Raw genomic sequence first — 26,506 nt, forward strand, 5'->3', positions numbered from 1 at the left:
GGGCTCCCGGGGCGCCTGACGCCGTACGGGCCGGATGCCCCGGCGGCAGCGGGCTCCCGGTGATGGCCCGCGCGGTTCCCCGCTTCCGCTTCCGCTACGACGGCTGCCGTACCGGGCCGCGCAAGGCGAACGCCCGGCAGACGATGGTCCACCGGGCGTCGCGGGAGTGTCTCGCGGTCAGTCCTTGATCTCGCAGATCGCCGCGCCCGACGTGACCGACGCGCCGACCTCGAAGTTGAGGCCCTTGATGGTGCCCGCCTTGTGGGCGTTGAGGGGCTGCTCCATCTTCATGGCCTCCAGGACGACGACCAGGTCGCCCTCCTTGACCTCCTGGCCCTCCTCCACGGCGACCTTCACGATGGTGCCCTGCATCGGGGACGCCAGGGTGTCACCGGAGGCCACCGGGCCGGACTTCTTGGCCGCGCGCCGCTTCGGCTTGGCGCCGGCGGCCAGGCCGGTACGGGCCAGGGACATGCCGAGCGAGGACGGGAGGGAGACCTCCAGGCGCTTGCCGCCGACCTCGACGACGACCGTCTCGCGGCCCGTCTCCTCCTCCGCCTCGGCGTCGGCCGGGGCGGTGAAGGGCTTGATCTCGTTGACGAACTCGGTCTCGATCCACCGGGTGTGGACCTTGAACGGCTCGGCGGAGCCGGTCAGCTCCGGGGCGAACGCCGGGTCCCTGACCACCACGCGGTGGAACGGGATCGCGGTGGCCATGCCCTCGACCTGGAACTCCTCCAGGGCGCGGGAGGCCCGCTCCAGGGCCTCCTTGCGGGTGCGGCCGGTGACGACGAGCTTGGCGAGCAGCGAGTCCCAGGCGGGGCCGATGACGCTGCCGGACTCCACGCCCGCGTCCAGGCGGACGCCCGGACCCGACGGCGGCTCGAAGGTGGTGACCGTGCCGGGAGCCGGGAGGAAGTTGCGCCCCGGGTCCTCGCCGTTGATCCGGAACTCGAACGAGTGTCCGCGCAGCTCCGGGTCGCCGTACCCCAGCTCCTCGCCGTCGGCGATGCGGAACATCTCGCGGACCAGGTCGATGCCGGCGACCTCCTCGGTCACCGGGTGCTCCACCTGGAGGCGGGTGTTCACCTCCAGGAAGGAGATCGTGCCGTCCTGGCCGACCAGGAACTCACAGGTGCCGGCGCCCTCGTAGCGGGCCTCCTTGAGGATGGCCTTGGAGGCGCGGTACAGCTCGGCGACCTGCTCGTCGGAGAGGAACGGCGCGGGGGCCTCCTCGACCAGCTTCTGGTGGCGGCGCTGCAGCGAGCAGTCACGGGTGGAGACCACGACCACGTTGCCGTGCTTGTCGGCGAGGCACTGGGTCTCCACGTGACGCGGACGGTCCAGGTAGCGCTCGACGAAGCACTCGCCGCGACCGAAGGCGGCGACCGCCTCGCGCACCGCGGAGTCGTACAGCTCCGGAACCTCTTCGAGGGTCCGGGCGACCTTCAGGCCGCGGCCACCACCACCGAAGGCGGCCTTGATGGCGATCGGCAGGCCGTGCTCCTCGGCGAAGGCGACGACCTCCTCGGCACCGCTCACCGGGTCGGGCGTACCCGCCACCAGCGGGGCGCCGGCCCGCTGCGCGATGTGCCGGGCGGCGACCTTGTCACCCAGGTCGCGGATGGCCTGCGGCGGCGGGCCGATCCAGTTCAGGCCCGCGTCCAGGACCGCCTGGGCGAACTCGGCGTTCTCCGAGAGGAAGCCGTAGCCCGGGTGGATGGCGTCCGCGCCCGACTCACGGGCGGCGTTCAGCACCTTCTCGATGTCCAGATAGCTGGTCGCCGGAGTGTCACCGCCCAGGGCGAACGCCTCATCCGCGGCGCGGACATGCAGAGCGTCCCGGTCCGGGTCGGCGTATACGGCCACGCTCGCGATCCCGGCGTCCCGGCAGGCCCGGGCCACGCGGACAGCGATTTCGCCACGGTTGGCGATGAGCACCTTGCGCACGATTGAGGCTCCCTCCTTGAAACAAGCCGAGTTTAGGGACTGCCGACACGGCACTACGACCCGTCCCCAATGGTGAGCTTCCCCACACGGAGCGTGATGCGGGGCTCGCCAGACCCGCGAAATCCCTTGTGCCGGCTCGGTACGCAGGACTCCTGCGGAAAACCCTATCCCCGTCGTGTGGTCAAGGTCTCTGTGAGAGCGTGCCGCGGGCCACTCCGTTTCTTTGTCGAGTCCCTACGAATGGCCCAATGATTCTTTGCCGCGGCCCGAACCCTTGTCCCCAGGTTTACCCGTTAGTAGCGTTCGCGATGACTCGAACGTACTTCAGGTAACAGCAGCTCGGTCGAGCTGCGGTCGAAGGTGGGTGGGGGCCGGTGGTGCGCAGACCGGTGGCATGGGTCGTGGCGGTCGTGCTCCTGACGGAGGCGTTCGTGATCGCCGCGCTGAACTGGTTCCTCGGAGTGGTCGTGGACCGCCAGAAGATGTCCCTGGCCGGTCTCGACCCGGACGTCATGTCGACGTCGTCGAAGATCGGCGGCCTCGTCTTCGGCCTGTACTTCGCGCTGTGCGCCCTCGTGGCCCTGCTCGTCGCGATACGCAACCGGCCCCCCGCCGGCTTCGGCCGCATCCTGCTGATCAGCGTCGCGGTCGTGCACGGCCTGCTGGGCGCCTTCGCCTGGGGCCTGGTGGGCTGGACCGCCTTCGTGTTCATGGTGGTCGTGCTCGGCCTCGTCGTGCTGCTCCTGATGACGTACGACCGCGACGGCGGCCGGGAGTCGCAGGCCCCCGGCGGCGGGGCCGGGGACCAGGGCGGAGAGCCGCGGGCCGAGGCCGGGCCGGCCGCGGAGCCGGCCGGCCCGGCGCGGTCGCACGGCGGTGCGGACGAACCGCGGGACGGGGACGAGGGGCCGCAGGACTCCGTCCCCGCCCAGGTCACTCGGCCGGCGCCCACAACTCCGTGATGCCCACGCCCAGTTGGGCCAGCAGCCGGCGCACCAGGGGCAGGCTGATGCCGATCACGTTGCCGTGGTCGCCGTCGATGCCCTCGATGAACGGCGCCGAACGGCCGTCCAGGGTGAACGCTCCCGCCACGTAGAGGGGTTCGCCGGAGGCCACGTACGCGGCGATCTCCTCGTCGCTGGGCTCGCCGAACCGGACGACGGTGGAGGCGGTCGCGGAGACGTACCGCTCGGCGACCGTGTCCCAGACGCAGTGCCCCGTCTGGAGCACTCCGGTGCGCCCGCGCATCGCCTTCCAGCGGGCGGTGGCCTCCTCGGCATCGGCGGGCTTGCCCAGCGCCCGCCCGTCCAGCTCCAGCACCGAGTCGCAGCCGATCACCAGGGCGCCCTGCACCTCCGGCTTCGCCGCCACCACGGAGGCCTTGGCCTCGGCGAGGGCGAGCGCCAGTTCGGCCGGGGTGGGCGCGCTCACGGCGTCCTCGTCGACCCCGCTGACGATCACCTCGGGGGCGAGGCCCGCCTGGCGGAGCAGGCCGAGACGGGCGGGGGACTGGGAGGCGAGCACGAGGCGCCTGCGGGGCTTGGCAGTCATGCGGCCAGGTTAGTCACGCGGCGCCGCCCCACTCACCTCAGACCGATCACGATCATCCCCAGCACCATCGCGAGGGCCAGGACGAGACCGAGCCGCCGCAGCATCTCCTGCATGTCGCGCAGTTCGTCGGGCGGCTCGTTCTCGGGGTCTGACCACAGCATGTCACCAGCGTGCGGCCTCGGCCGGGCGGGGCGCCTGAGTACCGGTACTCAGAAACTCGCGCCCCGCGCGGCGCGCCGCCGTGCGTCAGCTCGGCCAGTAGGTGCGGGTCCACGACGCCGGGCCGGGGCGCGGGACACGGTGCCCCGCGATCCGGGACGGGTCCGACCAGGAGTCCCGGGGGCCGGGCGCGCCGGGCGGCGTCATGGCCGCCGCCGCGGCGCGGGCGCGGACCACCGCCAGAGCGGCGGCCAGCTCCTCCGGGGTCGGGTTGCCACGTACGACCTTGATGTTCATGAGCGCTCCAGGGTCCGCGGGCCTACAGGGGGATGTTGCCGTGCTTCTTCGGAGGCAGGGATTCCCGCTTGGTGCGCAGCTGACGCAGGCCGCGGACGATGTGGGCCCGGGTGTCGGACGGCATGATCACCGCGTCGACGTACCCGCGCTCGGCCGCCACGTAGGGGTTGAGCAGGGCGTCCTCGTACTCCTGGATCAGCCGAGCGCGCACGGCCTCCAGGTCCTCGCCGTTCGCCTCGGCCTCCGCCAGGGTGCGGCGGTGCAGGATGTTGACCGCGCCCTGGGCGCCCATCACGGCGATCTGGGCGGTCGGCCAGGCCAGGTTCAGGTCGGCGCCCAGGTGCTTGGAGCCCATGACGTCGTAGGCACCGCCGAAGGCCTTGCGGGTGATCACCGTGATCAGCGGGACCGTGGCCTCCGCGTACGCGAAGATCAGCTTGGCGCCGCGGCGGATGATGCCGGTGTGCTCCTGGTCGACGCCCGGCAGGAAGCCCGGCACGTCCACGAAGGTGAGCACCGGGACGTTGAAGGCGTCGCAGGTGCGCACGAAGCGGGCCGCCTTCTCCGACGCGTCGATGTCCAGGCAGCCGGCGAACTGCATCGGCTGATTGGCGACAATGCCCACCGGGTGGCCCTCGACCCGGCCGAAACCGGTCACGATGTTCGGCGCGAAAAGAGCCTGTGTCTCGAAGAACTCGGCGTCATCCAGGACGTGTTCGACCACCGTGCGGATGTCGTACGGCTGGTTCGCGCTGTCCGGCACGAGCGTGTCCAGCTCGCGGTCCTCGTCGGTGAGGGCGAGGTCCGCCTCCTCCGCGAAGACCGGGGGCTCGGAGAGGTTGTTCGACGGCAGGTACGACAGCAGCTGCTTGACGTACTCGATCGCGTCCTTCTCGTCGCCCGACATGTGGTGGGCCACGCCGGAGGTCGCGTTGTGCGTGCGGGCGCCGCCCAGCTCCTCGAAGCCGACGTCCTCGCCGGTGACGGTCTTGATGACGTCCGGGCCGGTGATGAACATGTGCGAGGTCTGGTCCACCATCACCGTGAAGTCGGTGATGGCCGGCGAGTAGACCGCGCCGCCCGCGCAGGGGCCGACGACCAGGCTGATCTGCGGGATGACGCCCGAGGCGTGCGTGTTGCGGCGGAAGATCTCGCCGTAGGCGCCCAGGGAGGCCACGCCTTCCTGGATGCGGGCGCCGCCGGAGTCGTTGATGCCGATGACCGGGCAGCCGGTCTTCAGCGCGAAGTCCATGACCTTGACGATCTTCTGGCCGTAGACCTCGCCGAGGGCACCGCCGAAGACGGTGAAGTCCTGCGAGAAGACCGCGACCGGACGGCCGTCGACCGTGCCGTAGCCGGTCACCACGCCGTCGCCGTACGGGCGGTTCTTCTCCAGGCCGAAGTTGGTGGAGCGGTGCTGGGCGAACTCGTCCAGCTCGACGAAGGAGTCCTCGTCGAGGAGGAGCTCGATCCGCTCACGGGCCGTCAGTTTGCCCTTGGCGTGCTGCTTCTCGACGGCGCGCTCCGAGCCGGCATGCGTCGCCTCATGGATGCGGCGCTGCAGATCCGCGAGTTTGCCCGCGGTCGTGTGAATGTCGATCTCGTGGCGCTCTTCCGGCTCGGACATCGGGATCGCGGCTCCCTGCCTGCTCAAAAGGGGGGACGGTTACTCATCCGTAGCGTAGTGGTGCGCCTCCGTGTCGGCAGTGCGGCGTTTCCCACACCTAGGGTGACTTGCATGACGCCGCACAATGCATCAGACGACAGCCGCTGGTCCGACCTCGACCGTCCGCCCCTGAACGCCACGGCGCTGCGGCGCGGGCTGGTCCGGGAGGGGGGACTGTGGTCCGGGGTCGAGCTGGTCCAGCGCACCGGGTCCACCAACTCCGACCTGGTCGCCCAGGCCGTGGCCGGCACGGTGGGCGAGGGGGCGGTGCTGGTCGCCGAGGAGCAGACGGCCGGGCGGGGGCGGCTGGACCGGCAGTGGACCGCGCCGGCGCGCTCCGGTCTGTTCTTCTCCGTGCTGCTGCGGCCCGTGGAGGTGCCGGTGGACCGGTGGGGGTGGCTGCCGCTGCTCACCGGTGTGGCGGTGGCGACCGGGCTGTCCCGGGCCGCGGGCGTGGACACGGCCCTCAAATGGCCCAACGACCTGCTGGTGAAGGTCGGGGGTGAGGAGCGCAAGGCCGGGGGGATCCTCGCGGAGCGAGCCGGGGAGGGTGGGGTGGTCGTCGGGGTGGGGCTCAACGTGTCGCTGCGGGCGTCGGAGCTGCCGGTGCCGACGGCGGGGTCGCTGGCGCTGGCCGGGGCGGTGACCACGGACCGGGATCCGCTGCTGCGGGCCGTGCTGCGGTCGCTGGAGGAGTGGTACGGGCGGTGGCGGGACGCGGGGGGTGATCCCGCGCGCAGCGGGCTGCAGGAGACGTACGCGGCCGGGTGCGCGACGCTGGGGCGTTCTGTGCGGGCGGAGCTGCCGGGGGAGCGGTCGATCGTCGGCGAGGCGGTGGCGGTGGACGGGGACGGGCGGTTGGTCATCGCGACGGGGGAGGGCGTGCAGGAGCCCGTGGGGGCGGGAGACATCGTGCACCTGCGACCTGCTTGAGCGCCTGCTTGCGGGGCGTAGGTGGCTTGTGTGTGAGGGGGTGTGCCTGCGGCGCCTGTGCGGGTGGTGGGGGCGGGCGTCGCGCCCGGTGTGGTTTTCGGGTCGGGGGTGGGGCGGGGGGTGTCCGTCCTCGGAACGGCGCGGAATCGGCCGGCTGAGAGGGCACCCGACGTTGACGCGCCAACCGCTGCGGGCGGACACCCCCCGCCCCACCCCCTTCCGGCCGTGGGCGACTGCGGCATCCGTCCGGCTCACCGTCGATGCGGGGGGTGGCGGGTGACTGCCGGGGCCCGGCCTCGGCTCTGAGTGGGCGGCCCCGGCAGCCCACCCAGGGCGCGGCCTCGGCTCTGATTGGGCGGCCTCGGCAGCTGTCCCAGGGGCGCGGGGAACTGCGCGATCGGCCACGACGGCGGGGCGGATGCCTACGGTCTCGGCGCCCGGGGTCGCTGTCGTGCCTCGGCGTTGGTCGGGCGGTCCCGGCAGTTGTCCCAGGGGCGCGGGGAACTGCGCGACCGGCCACGACGGCGGGACGGATGCCCACGGTCGTGGCCCCTGGGGTCGCTGCCTTGGCTCTGATTGGGCGGCACCGGCAGCTGTCCCAGGGGCGCGGGGAACTGCGCGACCGGCCACGACGGCGGGACGCACACCCACGGCCTCGGCCCCCGGGGGGGCCGGGGGTGGGGCGTAGTCCCACGGGCGGGTGGGGGGAGGGTGGGGCAAGGTGGGGCTTGAGGGAAGTGGGACGGGTAAGCCCACGGAGTGAGCTGGCGCACACCTGCCGTAGAGTTGAGGCCGGTCGGTACCTGACCGTGGCAGATCGGAAGGGCAGCACGCGTGACCGTCGACGACACGGGCTCCGGCGCGGACGCGGACGGCCGGGAGGACCCCTACGCCGCCGACTCCGGCGAGGATCCGCTTGCCCTGCGTCTCGAGCAGCTCATCCTGGGCGCCGAGCGGCGCTACACGCCTTTCCAGGCGGCCCGTAGCGCGGGTGTCTCCATGGAGCTGGCGTCACGGTTCTGGCGGGCCATGGGCTTCGCCGACATCGGGCAGGCCAGGGCGCTCACCGAGGCCGACGTGCTGGCGCTGCGCCGACTGGCCGGTCTGGTCGAGGCCGGGCTGCTGAGCGAGGCCATGGCGGTGCAGGTGGCCCGGTCCACCGGGCAGACCACCGCCCGGTTGGCGGAGTGGCAGATCGATTCCTTCCTGGAGGGCCTGACCGAGCCGCCCGAGCCGGGCATGACGCGCACCGAGGTCACGTACCCGATCGTCGAACTGCTGCTGCCCGAGCTGGAGGAGTTCCTGGTCTACGTCTGGCGCCGGCAGCTCGCCGCCTCGGCGGGACGGGTGGTGCAGACCGCCGACGACGAGGAGATGGTCGACCGGCGGCTCGCGGTCGGCTTCGCCGATCTGGTGGGGTTCACCCGGCTGACCCGCCGGATGGAGGAGGAGGAGCTCGGCGAGCTGGTCGAGGCCTTCGAGACCACCGCCGCCGACCTGGTCGCGGCGCGCGGCGGCCGGCTCATCAAGACCCTCGGCGACGAGGTGCTGTACGCCGCCGACGACGCGGGCACGGCCGCGGACATCGCGCTGCGGCTCGTCGAGACGATGTCCAACGACGAGACCATGCCGGAGCTGCGGGTGGGCATGGCCTTCGGCACCGTGACCACCCGGATGGGCGATGTCTTCGGCACCACGGTCAACCTCGCCTCCCGGCTGACCTCCATAGCCCCGCGCGACGCCGTGCTGGTGGACAGCGCCTTCGCCGAGGAGCTGATCCGCACCGGTGAGGCTCCCGCCTCGGAGGCGGAGGCCGCCGAGGCCGCCGCCGCGGCGGAGAAGGAGGGCGAGGAGCCGCCGGTGTACCGCTTCGCGCTCCAGCCGATGTGGCAGCGGCCGGTCCGTGGGCTCGGTGTCGTCGAGCCCTGGCTGCTCAGCCGCCGCGACAGCCGGCCCTGACTCATCGCCGGGGCAGATCCGGCAGGTCCACGCACAGGCCGATCACCGGCACGCACGCCTCGCCGCCGCCCGGCGAGGAGGAGCGGGTCGCGGTGGGGCTCGGGGTCGGGAGCGGGGCGGGCGGTGCCGGGGTGTGGGTCGGCGCCGGGGTGTGGGCCGGTGGCGCCGCGGTGGCCGTGGGGCGCGGGGCGAACGTGCGGGCCGGGGTCGGCGCGCCGGTGCCGCCGGGCAGCGTGGTGGGGGTCGCGGCGGGCGTGGCGGGCGTGGGGGTGAGTGCGCCGGAGGGCGTCGGGCCCGCGCGCAGGACCGACGGGTCCGAGGACGGTGTCGTGGGGCGCGCGTGGTGGTCGGCCGGTGTCGCGAGCGCCGTCGTGGCGGCGGTCGGGTCCAGGCGGGGCTCCGCCTCCGCGGTGCCCGGGGCCCCGACCCCGGAGTCCGGGGCGGCGCGGACCAGGCTGAGGACGCCCGCGGCGATCGCCAGGCCGCCGGCGGCCAGCAGCACCTTGCGCGGGTGGGGCTTGCGGTGCCGGCCCCGGGCGGGGGCGTGCGGTCCCTGGTGCCGGTCCGACTGTGCGCGTATCGGTCTCATGACGTTTCCTCCCCGCCGTGGCGGAGCGCACGCTATGCGCTCCTGTGGGCGGTGTGAGGTGAGACGGCCGGGATGTCACTCGAACGGGTGTAGGACCGTGAGCGGGGCCGGCTCTTTCCCGAGGCGGGGTACGGCTGCGATGATCGGGCCGTCAGTGAGTTAACCCGCGTTAACCGGAGGGTGTCATGAGCGAGGAGCGGTTCGGGGAGTTCGTGCTGGTGCGGCGGCACGGGCACGTGGCGGAGCTGGTGCTGGACCGGCCCAAGGCCATGAACGCCGTCTCCACGGAGATGGCCCGCTCCGTCGCGGCCGCCTGTGCGGCGCTCGGCGCCGACCGGGACGCGCGCGTGGTCGTCCTGACCTCCTCCCACGAGCGGGCGTTCTGCGTGGGCGCCGACCTGAAGGAGCGGAACTCGTTCAGCGACGCGGACCTGGTGCGGCAGCGGCCGGTGGCCCGCGGGGCGTACACCGGGGTGCTGGAGCTGCCCATGCCGACGATCGCGGCCGTGCACGGCTTCGCCCTGGGCGGCGGCTTCGAGCTGGCCCTGTCCTGCGACCTGATCGTGGCGGACCGTACGGCGGTGGTCGGGCTGCCTGAGGTGTCCGTCGGCGTGATCCCCGGCGGCGGCGGCACCCAGCTGCTGCCGCGGCGGGTCGGGGCGGCCCGCGCGGCCGAGCTGATCTTCTCGGCGCGGCGCCTGGAGGCGGCCGAGGCCGCTGAGCTCGGCCTGGTGGACCAGCTGGTCGAGGAGGGCCGGGACCGCGAGGAGGCGCTGGCGCTCGCGGCACGGATCGCCGGGAACTCGCCGGTCGGCCTGCGGGCCGCGAAGCGGGCGCTGCGGCTCGGGCACGGGCTCGATCTGCGGGCCGGTCTCGAGGTCGAGGACGCGGCGTGGCGCTCGGTGGCGTTCTCCGGGGACCGGGCGGAGGGCGTGGCGGCGTTCAACGAGAAGCGCCGGCCCGAGTGGCCCGGTGAGTGACCCTCGGTCACCGCGGACGAAACTCCGGCCGGGCGACTCCACCTGATCGCCCCATTGACATACCGAATGTCCTCGTTTCTTCCTAACCTGGGGTGATGGGTGAGGACAAGCGGCTCGCCGCCGTGGTGGCGCTGGCTCAGGGGATGGCGGCTGCGCACACTCCGCACGAGTCGTGGCGGGCCGCCGCCCTCGGCGCGTGCCGGGCGCTGGACGGCAGCTTCGCCGCGCTGTCGGTGTGGGAGCGGGAGCTGGGCCGGCTGCGGGTGCTCGTGAACGTCGGGGAGCGCCGCCCGGACGAGGAGGAGTTCCCGGAGGCCGAGTCCTATCCGGTGCACCAGTTCCCGGAGATCACCGAGTTCCTGCACGAGCGGTGGGCGGGTGGCGGCGGGCCGAACGCGTGGGTGGAGACCGCCGAGGGCACGGCGGCCGGCACCCCCGGCTACTTCCACCGGCGGGTCGCCGCACTGCGCCGCAGGGGCCGCGGCTGCTGTGTCGTCGCCCCGGTCGTGCTGCACGGCCGGGCGTGGGGCGAGCTGTACGTGGCCCGCGCGGTCGCGGTGCCGGTGTTCGGGCGGCCGGACGCCGACTTCGCCACCGTCCTGGCCGCCGTCGTCGCGGCCGGGCTCGCGCAGACCGAGCGGCTGGAGGAGGCCCACCGGCTCGCCTTCACGGACGCCCTCACCGGACTGGCCAACCGCCGCGCGGTGGACGTGCGCCTGGAGGAGGCCGTCGAGCGGCACCGCACGGACGGCGTGGTCGTCAGTCTCGTCGTCTGCGACCTCAACGGTCTCAAGCGGGTCAACGACACCCTCGGGCACGCGGTCGGCGACCGGCTGCTGGAGCGGTTCGGCTCCGTGCTGTCGCTGTGCGGGGCGATGGTGCCGGGCGCGCTGGTGGCCCGGCTCGGCGGTGACGAGTTCTGCCTGCTGGCCGTGGGGCCGCCCGCCGACGACGTGGTCAAGGCGGCCGACGAGCTGTGCCGGCGGGCGGCGGAGCTGGAACTGGGCGAGGGAGTGGCCTGCGGGCTGGCCTCGACCGAGGACGCGGTCGGGACCGTGCGCTCCGCGCGCCGGCTGTTCCGGCTGGCCGACGCCGCGCAGTACCGGGCCAAGGCGATGCGCGCCGACCGGCCGGTGGTGGCCGGCCGCGAGGGACCGGACGACCCCGTCGTACGCCTCGCCGACGAACCGCCGGGCGGCCGGGACGAGCCGGGCGAGCGGCGGCGCTTCCGCGGGCGCCGGCCATGAGCGCGCCCCGGGCGCGGCCGTGACGTGAAGCACAGGGATCGGTAAGGGTCACTCCGGTTCCCCACTAGTGACATCAACGCATTCAATGCGTACGCTCCTGAATATGGATATGCACACTGTGGTGGTGGGGACGTCCGGGGTCACGGCGTCCGACGTTCTCGCCGTGGCGCGCGGCGGTGCCCGCATCGAGCTGTCGGCACAGGCGGTGGAGGCCCTGGCGGCGGCGCGGGAGATCGTGGACGCCCTGGCGGCCAAGCCGGACCCGGTCTACGGCGTCTCCACCGGCTTCGGCGCCCTCGCGACCCGGCACATCAGCCAGGAACTGCGCGCCCAGCTGCAGCGCAACATCGTCCGCTCGCACGCCGCCGGCATGGGCCCGCGGGTCGAGCGGGAGGTCGTACGGGCCCTGATGTTCCTGCGCCTGAAGACCGTCTGCTCCGGCCACACCGGCGTCCGGCCCGAGGTCGCGCAGACCATGGCCGACGTCCTCAACGCCGGGATCACCCCGGTCGTGCACGAGTACGGCTCCCTCGGCTGCTCCGGCGACCTGGCCCCGCTCTCCCACTGCGCCCTCACGCTCATGGGCGAGGGGGACGCCGAAGGCCCCGACGGCGTCGTGCGGCCCGCCGGCGAACTGCTCGCCGAGCACGGCATCCAGCCCGTCGAGCTGCGCGAGAAGGAGGGCCTGGCCCTGCTGAACGGCACCGACGGCATGCTCGGCATGCTCGTCATGGCCCTCGCCGACCTCGACACCCTCTACAAGTCCGCCGACGTGACCGCCGCCCTCAGCATGGAGGCGCTGCTCGGCACGGACAAGGTGCTCGCGCCCGAGCTGCACGCCATCCGGCCGCACCCGGGCCAGGGCGCCTCCGCCGCCAACATGCTGGCCGTGCTGGAGGGTTCGCAGCTCACCGGCCACCACCAGGACGACGCCCCGCGCGTGCAGGACGCCTACTCGGTGCGCTGCGCCCCGCAGGTCGCCGGCGCCGGGCGCGACACCATGGCGCACGCCCGTCTGGTCGCCGAGCGCGAGCTGGCCTCCGCGGTCGACAACCCCGTCGTGCTGCCCGACGGCCGGGTCGAGTCCAACGGCAACTTCCACGGCGCTCCCGTCGCCTACGTGCTGGACTTCCTCGCCATCGCCGCCGCCGACCTCGGCTCCATCGCCGAGCGCCGCACCGACCGGCTGCTGGACAAGAACCGCAGCCACGGCCTGCCGCCGTTCCTCGCCGACGACGCCGGCGTGGACTCCGGCCTGATGATCGCCCAGTACACGCAGGCCGCCCTGGTCGGCGAGATGAAGCGGCTCGCCGTGCCGGCCTCCGCCGACTCCATCCCGTCCTCCGCGATGCAGGAGGACCACGTGTCCATGGGCTGGTCGGCCGCGCGCAAGCTGCGCACCGCGATCGACAACCTCACCCGGATCGTCGCCGTCGAGCTGTACGCCGCCACCCGCGGCATCGAGCTGCGCGAGGGCCTGACCCCGGCGCCCGCCTCGCGGGCCGTGATCGAGGCCGTGCGCGCCGCGGGTGTGCAGGGCCCGGGCCCGGACCGGTTCCTGGCGCCCGACCTGGCCGCCGCCGACGCCTTCGTGCGCGGGGGCCACCTGGTCACCGCCGTGGAGGCGGTCACCGGACCGCTGCGCTGACCGCGGGACGCGACGCACGACGCACACGAAGGGCCCCGCCGGCTTCCCGGCGGGGCCCTTCGCCGCGTCACTTCAGCTTGGCCGCCTGCGCCTTGACGACCGGAGCCGGCACCGTGTAGGCCTTCTTGCTCATCATCGCGCCGATGTTGATCGTGGTGTACGTGGCGAGGGTGCTCCCGTGCCGCACGACCTCGGCGTGCAGCGGCATGGCGCCTTCCTTGCCCGAGTCGTTGGTCGCGGTGAACGCCACCGACTCCTCACCCGTGCCGGAGGACTTCTCCTCGGTCACCTTGGTGAACTCGCCCTTCTCGCCGTCCTGCACGCCGGAGAAGCCGCCCGCGCAGGCCTTGACGGCGTCGGAGACCGACTTCAGGGCCGCCGCGGCCCCGCCACCGTCGTACGAGGCCAGGGTGACCACGGTGACGTCCAGGTCCATGGACTTGCCGATCGCGTCCTCGAACTTGCCGTCGGCCAGGTCGTCCAGGGACGTGGCGTCGTCGGTGGGGTCCTTCTTCTTCTCCGTCGCCATGCGGCTGGTGTGCGCCGCCGGCTCACCGGGGGCGACGCCGGTCAGCGCCCGGAGCACCGGCTCGCACCGGGAGTCCCCGGCCGTGACCTTGTCCTTGGAGGGGATGCCGCCCTGGACGGAGCCCACCTCGTAGCCGGGCACCTCGCCCTTGGCGATGATGCGCTGCTTCAGTTCCGCGGCGCTCAGCGCCTTCGCGGCCGGTTTCCCGTCCTTGCCGCCCGTGCCGTCCCCGGAGTCCTTGCCACCTCCGTCGGAACAACCGGTGATGAGGGCGAGCGACAGCGCTCCCACAGCAGCGGTGGCGCACAGCCGCACACCCGATGATCTCTTCATGGGCGGACTATGCGTTCTCTGTCAACAGATCGTCAAGCGAGATTAAAAACCGAGACGTTCGCGCCGCACCGAATACACCACGAACCCGGCGCCGACGGCGAGGAAGGCGCTCCCGCCGATGACGTACGGGGTGGTGTCGAAGCTGCCGGTGTCCGCGAGCCGGGTGCCGTCGCCGGCGGCGTCCGTGCCGTCGGCACTGTCCGTGCCGCTGACCGACGCCGCCTCGGATATCGCCTTCGCCTGCTGTGTGACCTGCGACGTCGTGCTCGTGACCGTCGTCGCTCTCACCGTGCCGTCCTGGGACGCCTTGGCGGACGGGACGAACCACAGGGCGCACAGCAGGGTCCCCGCGGCGGTGGCGGTCAGCAACGGACGGCGAGCGGATGACACGGAATATCGATCCCCTTGTGACGCTGGCGAATTGGCCGTGTGGGGCGATGTTAGTGAAAGGCGCGGGTCACGGGAAAGTCACGGGAGGTTTCAGCCGTACGCTCCCGTCATGAACACGGAAGAGACATCACGGTTTGTACGGCTTCGCGTCGAACTCGTCCTGGAGGTGCAGGCCGAGGACGAGCTGACCAAGGCCGCGCTGCGCCGGCTGGCCGCCGACCCGGAACTGCCCCAGGAGGAGCGGACGCACGCCGAGAGCGCTGTGACGGAAGACACCGCCGAGGCCCTCGCCTATCTCGTGGACCCGTTCGACCTGGTCAGCGAGGTGCCCGGAGTCGAGCTCCAGCAGGCCTCGTGGTCCAGCGAGCGGGTCGAGTACGACCCCGACTCGCCCGACTGGGACATGGACGAGGATGATGGGGAGGACGACGAAGAAGAGGACGGCATCGGCTGAGCGTCCCGGGGCACCCAAGACCCCGGACGGCGACCGCCGTCCGGGGTTTCGTCGTCCCAGGGGGACGCACGGACGACTTCCGTACCACCCGCCGCCGGCGGACGTGGTAGGGCGCACACCTGCCCGCCATGTGGCAAGGGACGGAGCGCTCGTAGCGTTGGGGTTCGGAACGGGGACTCGGGTTTTCCGCGATTTCAGCGACGATGGAGAAGCGTGTGATGACGGACAGTAAGCGGCGCAAGGGCCTGACGGTCGCGTCCGCACTGCTCGGCGGTGTGCTGGCACTCACCGGATGTTCGGGCGGCGGCGACGCCAAGGCCACGGACGGCGGTGACACCTCACAGGCCAAGGCCGACGAGGCGGCGGCCGAGAAGTCCTCCGAGGCCCAGATCACGATCACGCCCAAGGACGGCTCCGACAACGCCTCCATCAACAACTCGGCCGCCGTCCGCGTCGCCAAGGGCACGCTCACCGGTGTGACGATGACCACGGCCGACGGCAAGGCCGTCCCGGGGGCGCTCTCCGCCGACCGCAAGAGCTGGAAGCCGACCGGGCAGCTGGAGCGCTCGACCACCTACAAGGTCGCCGCGGAGGCCAAGGACTCCGCCGGCCGGGTCGCGCACGAGAACGGCTCCTTCACGACCGTCTCCCCGGCCAACAGCTTCATAGGCAACTTCACGCCGGAGAACGGTTCCACCGTCGGCGTGGGCATGCCCGTGTCGATCAACTTCGACAAGGCGATCACCAACAAGGCCGCCGTCCAGAAGGGCATCACGGTCACCTCCAGCAGCGGCCAGGAGGTCGTCGGCCACTGGTTCAACGCCAACCGGATCGACTTCCGCCCGCAGGCGTACTGGAAGGAGAACTCCACCGTCACGCTGAAGCTGGACCTCGACGGCGTCCAGGGCGCCGCCGGTGTCTACGGCGTGCAGCAGAAGACGGTCACCTTCCACATCGGCCGCAACCAGGTCTCCTACGTCGACGCCAAGACCAAGCAGATGAAGGTCACGCAGGACGGCAAGGTCGTCAAGACCATACCGATCTCCGCGGGCTCGCCGGAGAACAAGACGTACCAGGGCGTCATGGTGATGTCCGAGAAGTTCAAGGAGACGCGCATGAACGGCGCGACCGTGGGCTTCACCGACGACGACGGCAAGGGCGAGTACGACATCAAGGACGTGCCGCACGCCATCCGCCTGACCAACTCCGGCACGTTCCTGCACGGCAACTACTGGGGCGCGAAGTCCATCTTCGGCAGTGTCAACACCAGCCACGGCTGCGTGGGCCTGTCCGACGCCAAGGGCGCGAAGGACCCCAGCACGCCCGGCGCGTGGATGTACGACCACTCCCTGGTGGGTGACGTGGTGGTCATCAAGAACACCGGTGACAAGACCGTCGCCCCCGACAACGGCCTGAACGGCTGGAACCTGGACTGGGCGCAGTGGAAGGCCGGTTCGGCCGTCTGACGACCCGTCCGCGAACGCTCGCGGACGAGCCGACCGGCAACCTCGACGAGGGGACGCGGGACGAGATCATGGACGTGCTCGAACGCCTGGGGAAGGAGCACGGCCTGACGTTCGTCATGGTCACCCACGACTCGGCGATCGCGAAGAAGGCCCCGCGCGTGGCCATCATCCGCAAGGGGAAGATCACCGTGCGCGAGAACGCGGGCGCCTGACGTCGTATAACACCGTTCGGGCGGGCGGGACTTCGCGATTCTGTAACGGTGTCTGCCCCGACGCGTAACAGTTGTGGGCAGCGCTTTCACACCCTCCTCTCAACCCTTGAGCCGTCTGATCACCCCCCGGCATACTTCGTCGTCCGGGGGGTTGGCGTACAGGTGTACGAGATCTCCCTCGGTCGGGTGAACGGGGAATTCGCCCGATACCTCGTCTCCAGGGGGAGATCTTGCGCAGACAAGTGAAAAGAGCAGCTGCGGCCACCGTGGCCACCGCCGCAGCCGTCGCCCTCGCAGCGGGTATGACCAGCCCGGCGTCGGCGAAGCCCGCGCAGCCCGTTCAGGCCGCCGGCTCCTCACTCACCGCCAAGCACCACGTCACCCTGATCACCGGGGACCGGGTCGACCTCGACGCCAAGGGCCGCGTCGTCGGCCTGCGGCGCGCCAAGGGCCGGGAGAACATTCCCGTCCAGGTCCGCAAGACCCACGGCCACACGCTGGTCGTCCCGGCCGACGCGGCCCGCCTCGTCGCCTCCGGCAAGCTGGACCAGCGCCTGTTCGACATCACCGAGCTGAACAGGGCCGCCACCCGCAAGGCCCAGAAGAACGGCCTGAAGGTCATCGTCGGCTACAGCGGCGCCGCCGCGGCCACCAGGACCGACGTCCGGGACGCGGGCACCCTGCGCCGCAGCCTCAAGGCGCTGAACGCGGACGCCGTGCAGACCCCGGTCAAGGACACCGCCGAGCTGTGGCACGCCGTCACCGACGGGGACAGGGCCGCCTCCGGCATCGCCCACGTCTGGCTCGACGGCGTCCGCAAGGCCGCCCTCGACACGTCCGTGCCCCAGATCGGCGCCCCCGTCGCATGGGCCGCCGGCTACACGGGCAAGGGCGTCAAGGTCGCCGTCCTGGACACCGGTGTGGACACCACCCACCCGGACCTCAAGAGCCAGGTGGTCGCGTCCAAGAACTTCACGTCGGCCGCCGACGCCACCGACCACTTCGGGCACGGCACGCACGTGGCCTCCATCGTGGCGGGCACCGGCGCCAAGTCGGGCGGCAAGTACAAGGGTGTCGCCCCCGACGCCCAGCTCCTCAACGGCAAGGTCCTGGACGACACCGGCTCCGGTGACGACTCCGGCATCCTCGCCGGCATGGAGTGGGCGGCCGCGCAGGGCGCCTCCGTCATCAACCTCAGCCTCGGCGGCTACGACACACCCGAGATCGACCCGCTCGAGGCCGAGGTCAACAAGCTCTCCGCCGAGAAGGGCGTCCTGTTCGCGATCGCCGCGGGCAACGAGGGCCCCCAGTCGATCGGTTCGCCGGGCAGCGCGGACGCCGCGCTCACCGTCGGCGCCGTCGACAAGAAGGACAAGCTGGCGGACTTCTCCTCCACCGGCCCGCGGGTCGGCGACGGCGCCATCAAGCCGGACGTCACCGCGCCCGGCGTGGACATCACCGCCGCCGCGGCCAAGGGCAGCGTCATCGACAAGGAGGTCGGCGAGAAGCCCGAGGGCTACCTGACCATCTCCGGCACCTCGATGGCCACCCCGCACGTCGCGGGCGCCGCCGCCATCCTCAAGCAGGAGCACCCCGACTGGGGCTACGCCGAGCTGAAGGGCGCGCTCACCGGCTCCGCCAAGGGCGGCGACTACACGCCGTTCCAGCAGGGCTCGGGCCGGATCGCGGTCGACAAGGCCATCAAGCAGTCCGTGATCGCCGAGCCGGTCTCGGTCAGCTTCGGTGTGCAGCAGTGGCCGCACACCGACGACAAGCCGGTCACCAAGCAGCTGACGTACCGCAACCTCGGCGACAAGGACGTCACGCTCAAGCTGACGAGCACCGCCACCGACCCCAAGGGCCACGCGGCCCCGGCCGGCTTCTTCAAGCTGGCCGCGACCTCGGTGACCGTCCCGGCGCACGGCAAGGCGGCGGTCGGCTTCACGGTCGACACCAAGCTGGGCGGCACGGTCGACGGCGCCTACTCGTCGTACGTGACCGCGACCGGCGGCGGGCAGACCGTCCGCACGGCCGCCGCGGTGCAGCGCGAGGTGGAGTCCTACGACGTCACGCTGAAGTTCATCGGCCGTGACGGCAAGCCGGCGCCGGACTACAGCGCCGACCTGGCCGGTGTGGCCGGTCTGGCCAACGGCCAGTGGCTGAACCCGTACGACAAGTCGGGCACGGTGAAGGTGCGCGCGCCCAAGGGCACGTACATCCTCAACACCGCCGTCTTCGGGGACCCGCAGGACGCGAGCAAGGGCATCGACTCGATCGCCCAGCCGAAGCTGACGGTCGCCAAGAAGCAGACGATCACGATCGACGCGCGCAAGGCCAAGCCGGTGGACATCACCGTCCCGGCCCCGGGTGCCAAGTCCGTGTTCGCCTCACCCGAGTGGGACGTCACGGTCGGCGACGGCCAGTACGGCTTCGGCTGGTTCCTCGACACGTACAAGAACTTCCGCACCGCCCACCTGGGCCCGCAGCTGCCGGCCGGCACGCTGACCCAGCAGTGGGACGGCCACTGGACCAAGGGTGCCACCGAGCAGTACGACGTCACCTCCGGCGGCCCGGTCAGGCAGCTCGCCACCGGCTACACCAAGCACTACAAGGCGAGCGACCTGGCCACGGTGAAGGCGCGGCTCGGCGCCTCCGTGAGCGGCAAGAAGGGCTCCGTCGCCGCCCTCGGCTGGCTGCCCGGCAGCTCCGGTGCCTCCTCCGTCTCCATCCCGCAGAAGCTGCCCGGCACCCGCACCCTGCACCTGGCCGCCAAGGGCGGCGTGAAGTGGCAGCTGGAGTTCGAGCAGGACGGCGGCCTCGACCAGGACGGCTTCCCCATCGGCGAGGCCCACTACAGCCTGGGCGCCCAGTCCTTCACGGCCGGCAAGTCGTACACGAAGACCTTCAACACCGCGGTCTTCGGCCCGCACCTGAACGCCGACTTCGGTGTCTACCGCGACGGCAACCAGATCTACGGCATGCTGCCGCTGTTCGCCGACGGGGCCGAGCACGCCGGCTCCTCGCTCTTCACCTCGGTGAACACCAGCCTGTACCGCAACGGCAGCAAGGTCGGCTCCAACCACGACCCGCTGTTCGGCGAGCCCTTCCAGGTCCCGTCCGCCGACGCCGCGTACAAGCTGACCACCTCGGTCAAGCGCGCGTCGAAGGTCGCCGCGGTCTCCTCGCGGATCGACGCGACCTGGACGTTCCGCTCCAGGAAGCCCTCGGGCGGCTCCGCCAAGCTCCCCGTCTCCGCCCTGCACTTCGGCGCCACGACCGGCCTGGACAGCCGCGTCGACGCCGGCAAGAAGGTCACCTTCCCGGTGACCGTCGAGGGCGCGGCCGCGAGCGGCAACCTGAAGTCCCTGTCGGTGTACGTCTCCTACGACGGCAAGACCTTCACGAAGGTCACCGTCCGCGGCGGCAAGATCACCGTGAAGAACCCGGCGAAGAACAAGGGCATCTCGTTCCGCGCCAAGATCACCGACAAGAAGGGCAACACGTCGGCGATCACCATCTACAACGCCTACCTCGGCAAGTGACACGCCGGTAGGCCGATGCCGGACGGCCCGCGGGAAGCACCGCTTCCCGCGGGCCGTTCGCGTACGCCGTCCCGGACGGCCGCCACCCGCGCGCCGGCCGGGCGCGCCTCAGACCGCGGGCACCGCCCGGGTCGCGTCCGTGCCCCAGCTGGCCAGCAGGCGCAGGGACTGGGCCGAGACCGACTCCGGCTCGGCGTGGTAGGTGATCAGCGCCTGATCGGTGTCGCCCGCCACCCGGAACGTCTCGAAGCGCAGCGAGAGGTCACCGACCAGCGGGTGGTGCAGCCGCTTCACGCCGTGGCTCTTCTCCTTGACGTCGTGCGTCGCCCACAGCCGCCGGAACTCCTCGCTCTTCACCGACAGCTCACCGACCAGCGTGGACAGCCGGGGATCGTCGGGGAAGCAGCCCGCGTCCATGCGCAGCGCGCAGACGATGTCGATCGCCTTCTGCTCCCAGTCGACGAACAGCTCCCGGTACTCGGGCCGCAGGAACACCAGCCGGGCCCAGTTGCGGTCACCCGCCGGCAACCGCCCCCAGTCACCGAACAGCGCGGCCGCCATCCGGTTCCAGGCCAGGATCTCCGCGCGCCGCCCGACGACGTACGCGGGCACGCCGTCCATGGTGTCCAGCAGCTGGCACAGGGCAGCCCGCACCTGCTGCTGGCGCGCCGCGGGCCGCTTCTTGTGCGCCTTCGGCTTGGCCAGGTGGGTGAGGTGCGCGTGCTCGGCGTCGGACAGGCGCAGGGCCCGGGCGATCGAGTCCAGCACCTCGGCCGAGACGTTGCGTCCGTTGCCCTGTTCCAGCCGCGTGTAGTAGGCCACCGAGACGCCGGCCAGCTGGGCCAGCTCCTCCCGGCGCAGCCCTGGCACCCGGCGGTGCCGGCCGAAGTCCGGCAGCCCCACGTCCTCCGGCTTCAGCCGGGCCCGCCGGCTGCGCAGGAACTCGCTCAGCTCGGCCCGCCGGTCCAGGGCCCGGCCGGCGCCGGCTTCCGGCTGTTCGTCCATGCGCCCAGTATTCACGGTCGTACGCACACGAGCCTGACCCCGCCAGTGGTAGGCACAGCGGTCGTACGAAGAGGCGTGGACTGGGTGGTCCGCCGGACCCGGGGCACGCTGGAAGACGTACCCGGCCGGAGGGCGGCCGGGCACGGACCACTGCTAGGAGAACCCCGGCATGACCACTGTTGCTGCTTACGCCGCACCCGCCCCGAAGGCCCCGCTGGAGCGGACCACCATCGAGCGGCGCGCGGTCGGTGAGTTCGACGTCCTGATCGACATCGAGTTCGCCGGTATCTGCCACTCGGACATCCACCAGGCCCAGGACGGCTGGCGCCCCGGCATCTTCCCGATGGTCCCCGGCCACGAGATAGCCGGCGTCGTCTCCGAGGTGGGCTCCGGCGTCACCAGGTTCGCCGTCGGCGACCGGGTCGGCGTCGGCTGCATGGTCGACTCCTGCCGCGAGTGCGACAACTGCCGGGCCGGCCTGGAGCAGTACTGCACCAAGGGCGGCCCCACCTGGACCTACAACGACACCGGCAAGGACGGCGAGCCCACCTACGGCGGCTACGCGCAGAAGATCGTCGTCGACGAGAACTTCGTCGTCCGCGTCCCCGAGGGCCTGTCGCTGGACGTGGCCGCGCCGCTGCTGTGCGCGGGCATCACCACGTACTCCCCGCTGCGGCACTGGAACGCCGGCCCCGGCAAGAAGGTCGCGGTGGTCGGCCTCGGCGGCCTCGGCCACATGGGCGTCAAGATCGCGCACGCGATGGGCGCCGAGGTCACCGTGCTGTCGCAGTCCCTGCGCAAGAAGGACGACGGCCTCCGGCTCGGTGCCGACCACTACTACGCCACCGGCGACCCGGACACCTTCGAGGAGCTCGCGGGCACCTTCGACATCATCCTGAACACCGTCTCGGCGCCGCTCGACTTCGCCGCCTACCTGTCCCTGCTGCGCACGGACGGCACGATGGTGAACGTCGGCCTCCCCGAGGAGCCGGTGCAGATCGTCCTGCAGTCGCTGTTCGGCAACCGCCGCAGCATCAGCAGCTCCGGCATCGGCGGCATCGCCGAGACCCAGGAGATGCTGGACTTCTGCGCGCAGCACGGCCTCGGCGCCGAGATCGAGCTGATCAGCGCCGCCGAGATCAACGAGGCGTACGAACGGGTCCAGGCGAGCGACGTCCGCTACCGCTTCGTCATCGACACGGCCACGATCTGACGCGACCCGGCCTGCCCGGCACCCCTCGGGGCGCCGGGCGGGACGTCGCGGACACGGCCTAGGACAGCCCGAAGACCTGGCCGGTGCCGTACGAGCGGACCAGGGTGCCGCCGTCCGCCGCGGGGTGTACGACGTGGGCGCGGCCGAGGCCCGCCACCCGGGCGGTGCCGTCGGCCACCTCCACCACGGTGTTCTCGTCCACGGCGACGCCGTACGGCACCGCCCCCCGGCCCACCGCCGCGACCAGCCGGGCCAGCGTCCCCCACTGGGCCGCGTGCACGTCGACCGCGCACGGCACCAGGCCCAGACCGTCCCGCACGGCCACCTCTTCGAGGTCCTCCGCGGTGTCCTCGTGGCACACCGGGACCCCGTCCAGGAGCCATCCGCCGACCACCGCCCGCCGCGCGGCGAGGGCCGCGCCCGCGGAGAACCCGGCGTACGGCGTCCCGCGCTCCGCGAGCAGCCGGGGCAGCCGCTCCAGACAGCCGGCGAAGGCCTCCTGGTAGGCGGGCGTCAGTCCACCGCACACCAGTAGCCCGTCGAGCCCGTCCAGCGTGCCCGCCGGCTCGAACCGCCCGCCGAGCGGCACGAGCAGCGGCACGGGCACACAGGTGGTGCCGGCCCTGCCCAGCGCCTGCGCGTACCGCTCGAACTGCTGCTCGCCGTCCCCCTCGTCGACGATCACGCACCCGATCCGCGGCACCTCCGCCCCACGCGCCGCCGCCCGCAGGAACGGCTCGTACACCTGCGCGGTATCCCATCCGCCACCGATCAGAAACGTCCGAGCACCCATCCGGCCCCCTCACCTTGCACGACTGTCGCGAGGCGCGAGAGTACGGGGCGACGGCGGATCCGTCTCGCGAATTCGGGCAGCGCCGGCCGCTCGGCGGGGACCGCCGAGCGACGAGCTACGGGAGCCGACCGCCCGACGGCCTCGCGTCAGGCCGGTTCACAGGCGGCTGTACGTGTCGATGTCCTCGGTGAACTCCTCCAGCGCGCGGGCGGTGAGCGTCGGGCGGGTGTCGGCGATGGCCGTCATGAAGTCCTCCGTGCCGGGCGGCCGGTCGCCACGCTCGGTGAGCTCGCGCTCGAACGCCGCCTGCGCCCCCTTGCGCGCGGCGAACTCGATGTCGGCCGGGGTGAACAGTTCGCTCGCCGCGACCAGGCGCGCGATGTCCACCGCGTCGCCGGCCGCCCTGAGGTAACGGGCCCAGATCGCCGCGCGGGCCGTCGGGTCCGGCGGGCCGATGGGGATGACGTAGTCGAACCGGCCGGGCCTGAGGAACGCCGCGTCGAGGGAGCGCACCGAGTTCGTGGCGCACACCAGCATCCGGGCGTCGTGCTCACGGAACCCAGGAATGATCTTGAGCAGCTCGTTGGTCACCCCGTGCCCGGGATCGACCGCCTTGCCGGACCGCGCCCCGGCGATCTCCTCCACCTCGTCGATGAACAGCAGCACCGAGTCCAGCTCGGCCAGCTCCGTGAACGCCTCCCGCAACGCCGCCGCCAGGCCCTCGCGGGTGTCGGCGGCGAGCCTGGACGGGAACAGCTCCACGAACGGCCAGCCGAGCCGGGAGGCCACCGCCTTGGCGAAGCTGGTCTTCCCGGTGCCGGGCGGCCCGAAGAGGATGACCGCCTTGGGCGGGGCCACCCCGTAGCGGTCGGCCAGCGCCGGCTCGGTCAGCGGCAGCACGACACGGCGCTCGACTACCTGCTTCTCCCGCTCCATGCCGGCCATGGCGTCCCAGAGCCCGCCGGGCAGCACGCGCCCGCCGAGCGCCGCGAGCACGTCGGCGTTGTCGGCGCCGGGTGGTTCGAGCTTCTCGTAGTAGGTCAGTCCCTCGCGGAGCCGGTAGCCGGAGTTCTCCAGGGCCTTGGTGCCGGCCGCGCCCGCGGGCAGCAGCGCGCTGACGTGCCGCACCCCCAGGGCACGCAGCCGGCGCTCCAGCTCGGCCAGGAGCGCGCTGCCGATCCCGCGCTCACGCCAGCGGGAGGCCAGCGCCAGCAGGACGACCCACGCCCGTCTGCCGTCCGCCTGGGCCACGGCCATGCCCACCAGTTCGTCGCCGACCAGGGCGACCACCGCCGGCTGACCGGCCTTGGCCGCGGCCATCACCTCCGAGACCGGGAACACCGACTCCGCCTCGGCCTGGCGGCTCTGGTCCCAGATCTGGATGGCCTGGTCGAGATCGTCGTCGTGATAGTCGCGCAGATGCCAGGGGGGCATCGCCACCACCTCACCTGGACCGGGAGTCCCATTCTCCTCCGGAGCCCCGCGGGCGTGCTCGGCGGACGCCGCGCCACCAATCCCGATCGGTTCCGCCGACGTACAGAGACTAGGGCGCGAGCCCTCAAGACACGCGCGAGACGACGGATAGGGAGGTGCATCCACCATGCGAGCACAACGCGCGGTGCGTCTCGCCGCGGCGTCGGCGGCGAGCATCCTGATGGCCGGCGGGGCCGCGATCGGCGCAGCGGGCACGGCCACGGCGGCCGCCCCCGCCGTGCACACCGGCACGGTCACGGACAACTGCTCCTACAGCGGTGACTGGCGCTGCCTCGCCCGTGGCGGGTCCTGCTTCGACGGGCGCGGGTTCTGCTTCGGCAACGGCTTCGACAACCGATTCGGCAACCGATTCGGCGACCGGTTCGACAACGGCTTCGACAACGGATTCGGCAACGGCTTCCACAGCCGGTTCGACCACCGCTTCGACCACCGCTTCGACCACCGGTTCGACCACGGTTTCGGCAACGGGACCGTGGTGATCGTCATCGGCTGACGCGGTACGGCGCTCCCGGTGCGCGGGTGGCATCGGAGCGCGGCGGCGGGCCGGACTCCCGCCCGGCCCGCCGCACCTCGCTCAACTCACCCCGGGGGGCGCCTCACTCGTCCCGTCACTGCGTGGGCGCGCCGGGCCGGGCGGGCGGGGTGCCGGCCACGGCCGCGTCGTACAGCCGCTGGACGTCGGAACCGAAGTTCGGGCTGTAGGAGACGTCGGCGGTGGGCCCGCCGGTCTTCCAGCCGCCGATGCTGCCGACCACGTCACCCCTGCCGGTGCGCGCGTCGAAGTTCGCCAGGAAGGGGCTGCCGCTGGTGCCCGACCGGTAGTCGTTGCACGCGATCTTGAGGTAGGAGCCGGGCGCACCGTCGGTCGGCGTGAAGCGGGTCGTGGAGTTGTTGCAGGTCAGCGGCTGGTGGTCGGTGTTCGGGTAGCCGACCAGCCGGATCCGGGGGAAGGCGTAACCGCGCCCGGTGGCCAGCGTGTTGCCGCCCACGACGTCCTGGGCCTGCTTGCCGTCGGAGCGCGCCCCGAGCTGGGCGAACGCCACGTCCCACGACGCGCCCTTGGTGTGCCCGCGGTCGTAGTAGCGCTGGTCGATCCAGACCTGGCTGAGCCCCCGGGAGTCGGTGGCGACCGGGAAGATCCCGTGCGGTCGCGGCGTGGCCGCGGTCCACTGCGGCACGAACGCCAGCGACCCGGAACCGGCCCGGGCGTCCAGGCAGTGACCCGCGGTCAGCACGACGTTGCGGTGCCGGCTGTTGATCACGCTCGCGGTGCAGAAGTAGGAGCCGCTGCCCCGCTGCACGTACATCCGTCCGATCATCGGCAGTCCGCCGAAGTGCGAGCTGCCGGGGCCCGTCCTGGCCCGCCGGACCGGGGACCCGGCCGGGTCCGTGGCCGGGGTGCGGATGCCGGTCCGGGCGGAGGGCCGGTCCTCGGGCAGCGGCTTCGCCGCGGCCATGCGCCGGTCGGTCCAGAAGTGGCGTGCGGCCGCCGCGGTCCAGCGCGGCCCGGCCTTCTCGGAGGCGTCGGCGGCGGTCGCCGGTCCGGCCCCGCCCGACACCGTGACCAGACCGGCCACCATTCCTGCGGCCATGAGAAAGGCACCACGCCCGCGTGCGCGATGCCTTTGTGATCCGGGTCTCTCTATATGGCTTTTCACCGGGTCGAGAATAAGTGGCTGCCGCAGGGAAGTCCAATCATTTACTTTTGCCTTTTCTTTGCGCCGGTGAGGCAACCTTTCCCGCGGGATTTAATCGTCAACCTGCACGTCCGGCGAGGTGGGTGCTCGTCCGCACCAGCCCCTGGAGCGCGCCCGGTTGAGGTGCGCGCCCGGGTGTCCGGACGGAATTCGAAGAATCTCCGATTCCGCTTTTTTTGCTCCCCGAATAACTCCTCCGACCCGCATTCGACCCCAGGTCTCGATGGCCACCGACCATTCGGGCACACGGGAAAAACGCATCTTTCCGGGGGATTTCCATGCCTGGATTGCGCACCAGGTTCCCGAGGAGCCCGCGGCTACTCCGTCGGCCGGCGCCCCTACCGGGGGACCCTCGCTATCGACAGCCTCTGCCCCGGCACCGCTGGACCGACCTGGACC

At 72.1% G+C, this 26,506-nt stretch carries 23 protein-coding genes and 1 pseudogene; 12 read left to right on the top strand and 12 right to left on the bottom strand.

The window, feature by feature from the left end:
- Positions 1-177: 177 nt before the first annotated feature.
- Positions 178-1,950, bottom strand: a complete 1,773-nt coding sequence (locus B446_RS23195; protein ID WP_020941861.1) for an acetyl/propionyl/methylcrotonyl-CoA carboxylase subunit alpha — start codon at positions 1,948-1,950, stop codon at positions 178-180.
- 374 nt (positions 1,951-2,324) lie between these two features.
- On the opposite strand from B446_RS23195, the gene B446_RS23200 reads away from it, so the two are divergent.
- Positions 2,325-2,912 (top strand): hypothetical protein, encoded by a 588-nt coding sequence (locus tag B446_RS23200; protein ID WP_020941862.1) that lies wholly within the window; start codon positions 2,325-2,327, stop codon positions 2,910-2,912.
- On the opposite strand, the gene B446_RS23205 is transcribed toward B446_RS23200, so the two are convergent.
- The 4 genes from B446_RS23205 to B446_RS23215 form a co-directional block, all read right to left on the bottom strand.
- Complete coding sequence (locus tag B446_RS23205) at positions 2,884-3,501, bottom strand: Maf family protein (protein WP_078614783.1); 618 nt, start codon at positions 3,499-3,501, stop codon at positions 2,884-2,886. The genes B446_RS23200 and B446_RS23205 overlap by 29 nt on opposite strands.
- A gap of 32 nt (positions 3,502-3,533) precedes the next feature.
- A complete protein-coding gene (gene mmpB / locus B446_RS40795) occupies positions 3,534-3,662 on the bottom strand; it encodes a morphogenic membrane protein MmpB (RefSeq protein ID WP_020941864.1) in 129 nt (42 codons plus the stop codon).
- 85 nt (positions 3,663-3,747) lie between these two features.
- On the bottom strand, positions 3,748-3,957 hold the full coding sequence (locus tag B446_RS23210) for an acyl-CoA carboxylase epsilon subunit (RefSeq protein ID WP_020941865.1): 210 nt from the start codon (positions 3,955-3,957) through the stop codon (positions 3,748-3,750).
- A gap of 22 nt (positions 3,958-3,979) precedes the next feature.
- Positions 3,980-5,584: an acyl-CoA carboxylase subunit beta gene (locus B446_RS23215; RefSeq protein WP_020941866.1), complete on the bottom strand. Its 1,605-nt coding sequence runs from the start codon at positions 5,582-5,584 to the stop codon at positions 3,980-3,982.
- Positions 5,585-5,695: 111 nt separating this feature from the next.
- Between B446_RS23215 and B446_RS23220 the strand changes: the two genes are divergently transcribed.
- Together B446_RS23220 and B446_RS23225 are read left to right on the top strand one after the other, a co-directional pair.
- Positions 5,696-6,556 carry a biotin--[acetyl-CoA-carboxylase] ligase gene (locus tag B446_RS23220; RefSeq protein ID WP_020941867.1) on the top strand — a complete coding sequence of 287 codons (861 nt, stop codon included), beginning with the start codon at positions 5,696-5,698 and terminating at the stop codon, positions 6,554-6,556.
- Between the two features lie 834 nt (positions 6,557-7,390).
- Positions 7,391-8,515 carry an adenylate/guanylate cyclase domain-containing protein gene (locus B446_RS23225; protein WP_020941868.1) on the top strand — a complete coding sequence of 375 codons (1,125 nt, stop codon included), beginning with the start codon at positions 7,391-7,393 and terminating at the stop codon, positions 8,513-8,515.
- A gap of 1 nt (position 8,516) precedes the next feature.
- Here B446_RS23225 and B446_RS23230 read toward each other — a convergent pair whose 3' ends face one another.
- Positions 8,517-9,104: a hypothetical protein gene (locus B446_RS23230; protein WP_020941869.1), complete on the bottom strand. Its 588-nt coding sequence runs from the start codon at positions 9,102-9,104 to the stop codon at positions 8,517-8,519.
- 185 nt (positions 9,105-9,289) lie between these two features.
- On the opposite strand from B446_RS23230, the gene B446_RS23235 reads away from it, so the two are divergent.
- The 3 genes from B446_RS23235 to hutH all read left to right on the top strand — a co-directional run bounded on the left by B446_RS23235 (position 9,290) and on the right by hutH (position 12,979).
- On the top strand, positions 9,290-10,084 hold the full coding sequence (locus B446_RS23235) for an enoyl-CoA hydratase/isomerase family protein (RefSeq protein ID WP_020941870.1): 795 nt from the start codon (positions 9,290-9,292) through the stop codon (positions 10,082-10,084).
- A gap of 95 nt (positions 10,085-10,179) precedes the next feature.
- Positions 10,180-11,331 carry a GGDEF domain-containing protein gene (locus B446_RS23240; protein ID WP_020941871.1) on the top strand — a complete coding sequence of 384 codons (1,152 nt, stop codon included), beginning with the start codon at positions 10,180-10,182 and terminating at the stop codon, positions 11,329-11,331.
- A 109-nt stretch (positions 11,332-11,440) separates the two neighbouring features.
- Positions 11,441-12,979, top strand: a complete 1,539-nt coding sequence (gene hutH / locus B446_RS23245) for a histidine ammonia-lyase (protein WP_043476300.1) — start codon at positions 11,441-11,443, stop codon at positions 12,977-12,979.
- A gap of 67 nt (positions 12,980-13,046) precedes the next feature.
- Here the strand turns inward: hutH and B446_RS23250 are convergent, their stop codons facing one another.
- A complete protein-coding gene (locus tag B446_RS23250; protein ID WP_234967540.1) occupies positions 13,047-13,841 on the bottom strand; it encodes a hypothetical protein in 795 nt (264 codons plus the stop codon).
- A 42-nt stretch (positions 13,842-13,883) separates the two neighbouring features.
- On the bottom strand, positions 13,884-14,231 hold the full coding sequence (locus tag B446_RS23255; protein ID WP_043476302.1) for a hypothetical protein: 348 nt from the start codon (positions 14,229-14,231) through the stop codon (positions 13,884-13,886).
- Positions 14,232-14,340: 109 nt separating this feature from the next.
- On the opposite strand from B446_RS23255, the gene B446_RS23260 reads away from it, so the two are divergent.
- The 4 genes and pseudogenes from B446_RS23260 to B446_RS23275 all read left to right on the top strand — a co-directional run bounded on the left by B446_RS23260 (position 14,341) and on the right by B446_RS23275 (position 19,905).
- The gene (locus B446_RS23260) at positions 14,341-14,685 is read left to right on the top strand and encodes a hypothetical protein (protein ID WP_020941875.1); all 345 of its coding nucleotides are present in this window, start codon (positions 14,341-14,343) and stop codon (positions 14,683-14,685) included.
- 218 nt (positions 14,686-14,903) lie between these two features.
- The gene (locus B446_RS23265) at positions 14,904-16,151 is read left to right on the top strand and encodes a L,D-transpeptidase (RefSeq protein WP_020941876.1); all 1,248 of its coding nucleotides are present in this window, start codon (positions 14,904-14,906) and stop codon (positions 16,149-16,151) included.
- Between the two features lie 14 nt (positions 16,152-16,165).
- A pseudogene (locus tag B446_RS23270) lies at positions 16,166-16,363 on the top strand (ABC transporter ATP-binding protein); the annotation flags it as partial.
- Positions 16,364-16,605: 242 nt separating this feature from the next.
- Entirely contained in the window at positions 16,606-19,905 is a 3,300-nt protein-coding gene (locus tag B446_RS23275) for a S8 family peptidase (protein ID WP_043476306.1), read from the top strand.
- A gap of 108 nt (positions 19,906-20,013) precedes the next feature.
- Here the strand turns inward: B446_RS23275 and B446_RS23280 are convergent, their stop codons facing one another.
- On the bottom strand, positions 20,014-20,910 hold the full coding sequence (locus B446_RS23280; RefSeq protein ID WP_020941879.1) for a helix-turn-helix transcriptional regulator: 897 nt from the start codon (positions 20,908-20,910) through the stop codon (positions 20,014-20,016).
- 169 nt (positions 20,911-21,079) lie between these two features.
- Between B446_RS23280 and B446_RS23285 the strand changes: the two genes are divergently transcribed.
- The gene (locus B446_RS23285; RefSeq protein WP_020941880.1) at positions 21,080-22,123 is read left to right on the top strand and encodes an NAD(P)-dependent alcohol dehydrogenase; all 1,044 of its coding nucleotides are present in this window, start codon (positions 21,080-21,082) and stop codon (positions 22,121-22,123) included.
- A 58-nt stretch (positions 22,124-22,181) separates the two neighbouring features.
- Here B446_RS23285 and B446_RS23290 read toward each other — a convergent pair whose 3' ends face one another.
- Entirely contained in the window at positions 22,182-22,916 is a 735-nt protein-coding gene (locus tag B446_RS23290) for a hypothetical protein (RefSeq protein ID WP_043476308.1), read from the bottom strand.
- Positions 22,917-23,072: 156 nt separating this feature from the next.
- Positions 23,073-24,350: an ATP-binding protein gene (locus B446_RS23295; protein ID WP_020941882.1), complete on the bottom strand. Its 1,278-nt coding sequence runs from the start codon at positions 24,348-24,350 to the stop codon at positions 23,073-23,075.
- Positions 24,351-24,516: 166 nt separating this feature from the next.
- On the opposite strand from B446_RS23295, the gene B446_RS23300 reads away from it, so the two are divergent.
- On the top strand, positions 24,517-24,903 hold the full coding sequence (locus tag B446_RS23300; RefSeq protein ID WP_063632806.1) for a hypothetical protein: 387 nt from the start codon (positions 24,517-24,519) through the stop codon (positions 24,901-24,903).
- Between the two features lie 115 nt (positions 24,904-25,018).
- Here B446_RS23300 and B446_RS23305 read toward each other — a convergent pair whose 3' ends face one another.
- A complete protein-coding gene (locus tag B446_RS23305) occupies positions 25,019-26,002 on the bottom strand; it encodes a trypsin-like serine peptidase (protein ID WP_043476310.1) in 984 nt (327 codons plus the stop codon).
- Positions 26,003-26,506: the final 504 nt, after the last annotated feature.

This window comes from Streptomyces collinus Tu 365, from assembly GCF_000444875.1.
GTDB lineage: Bacteria > Actinomycetota > Actinomycetes > Streptomycetales > Streptomycetaceae > Streptomyces > Streptomyces collinus_A.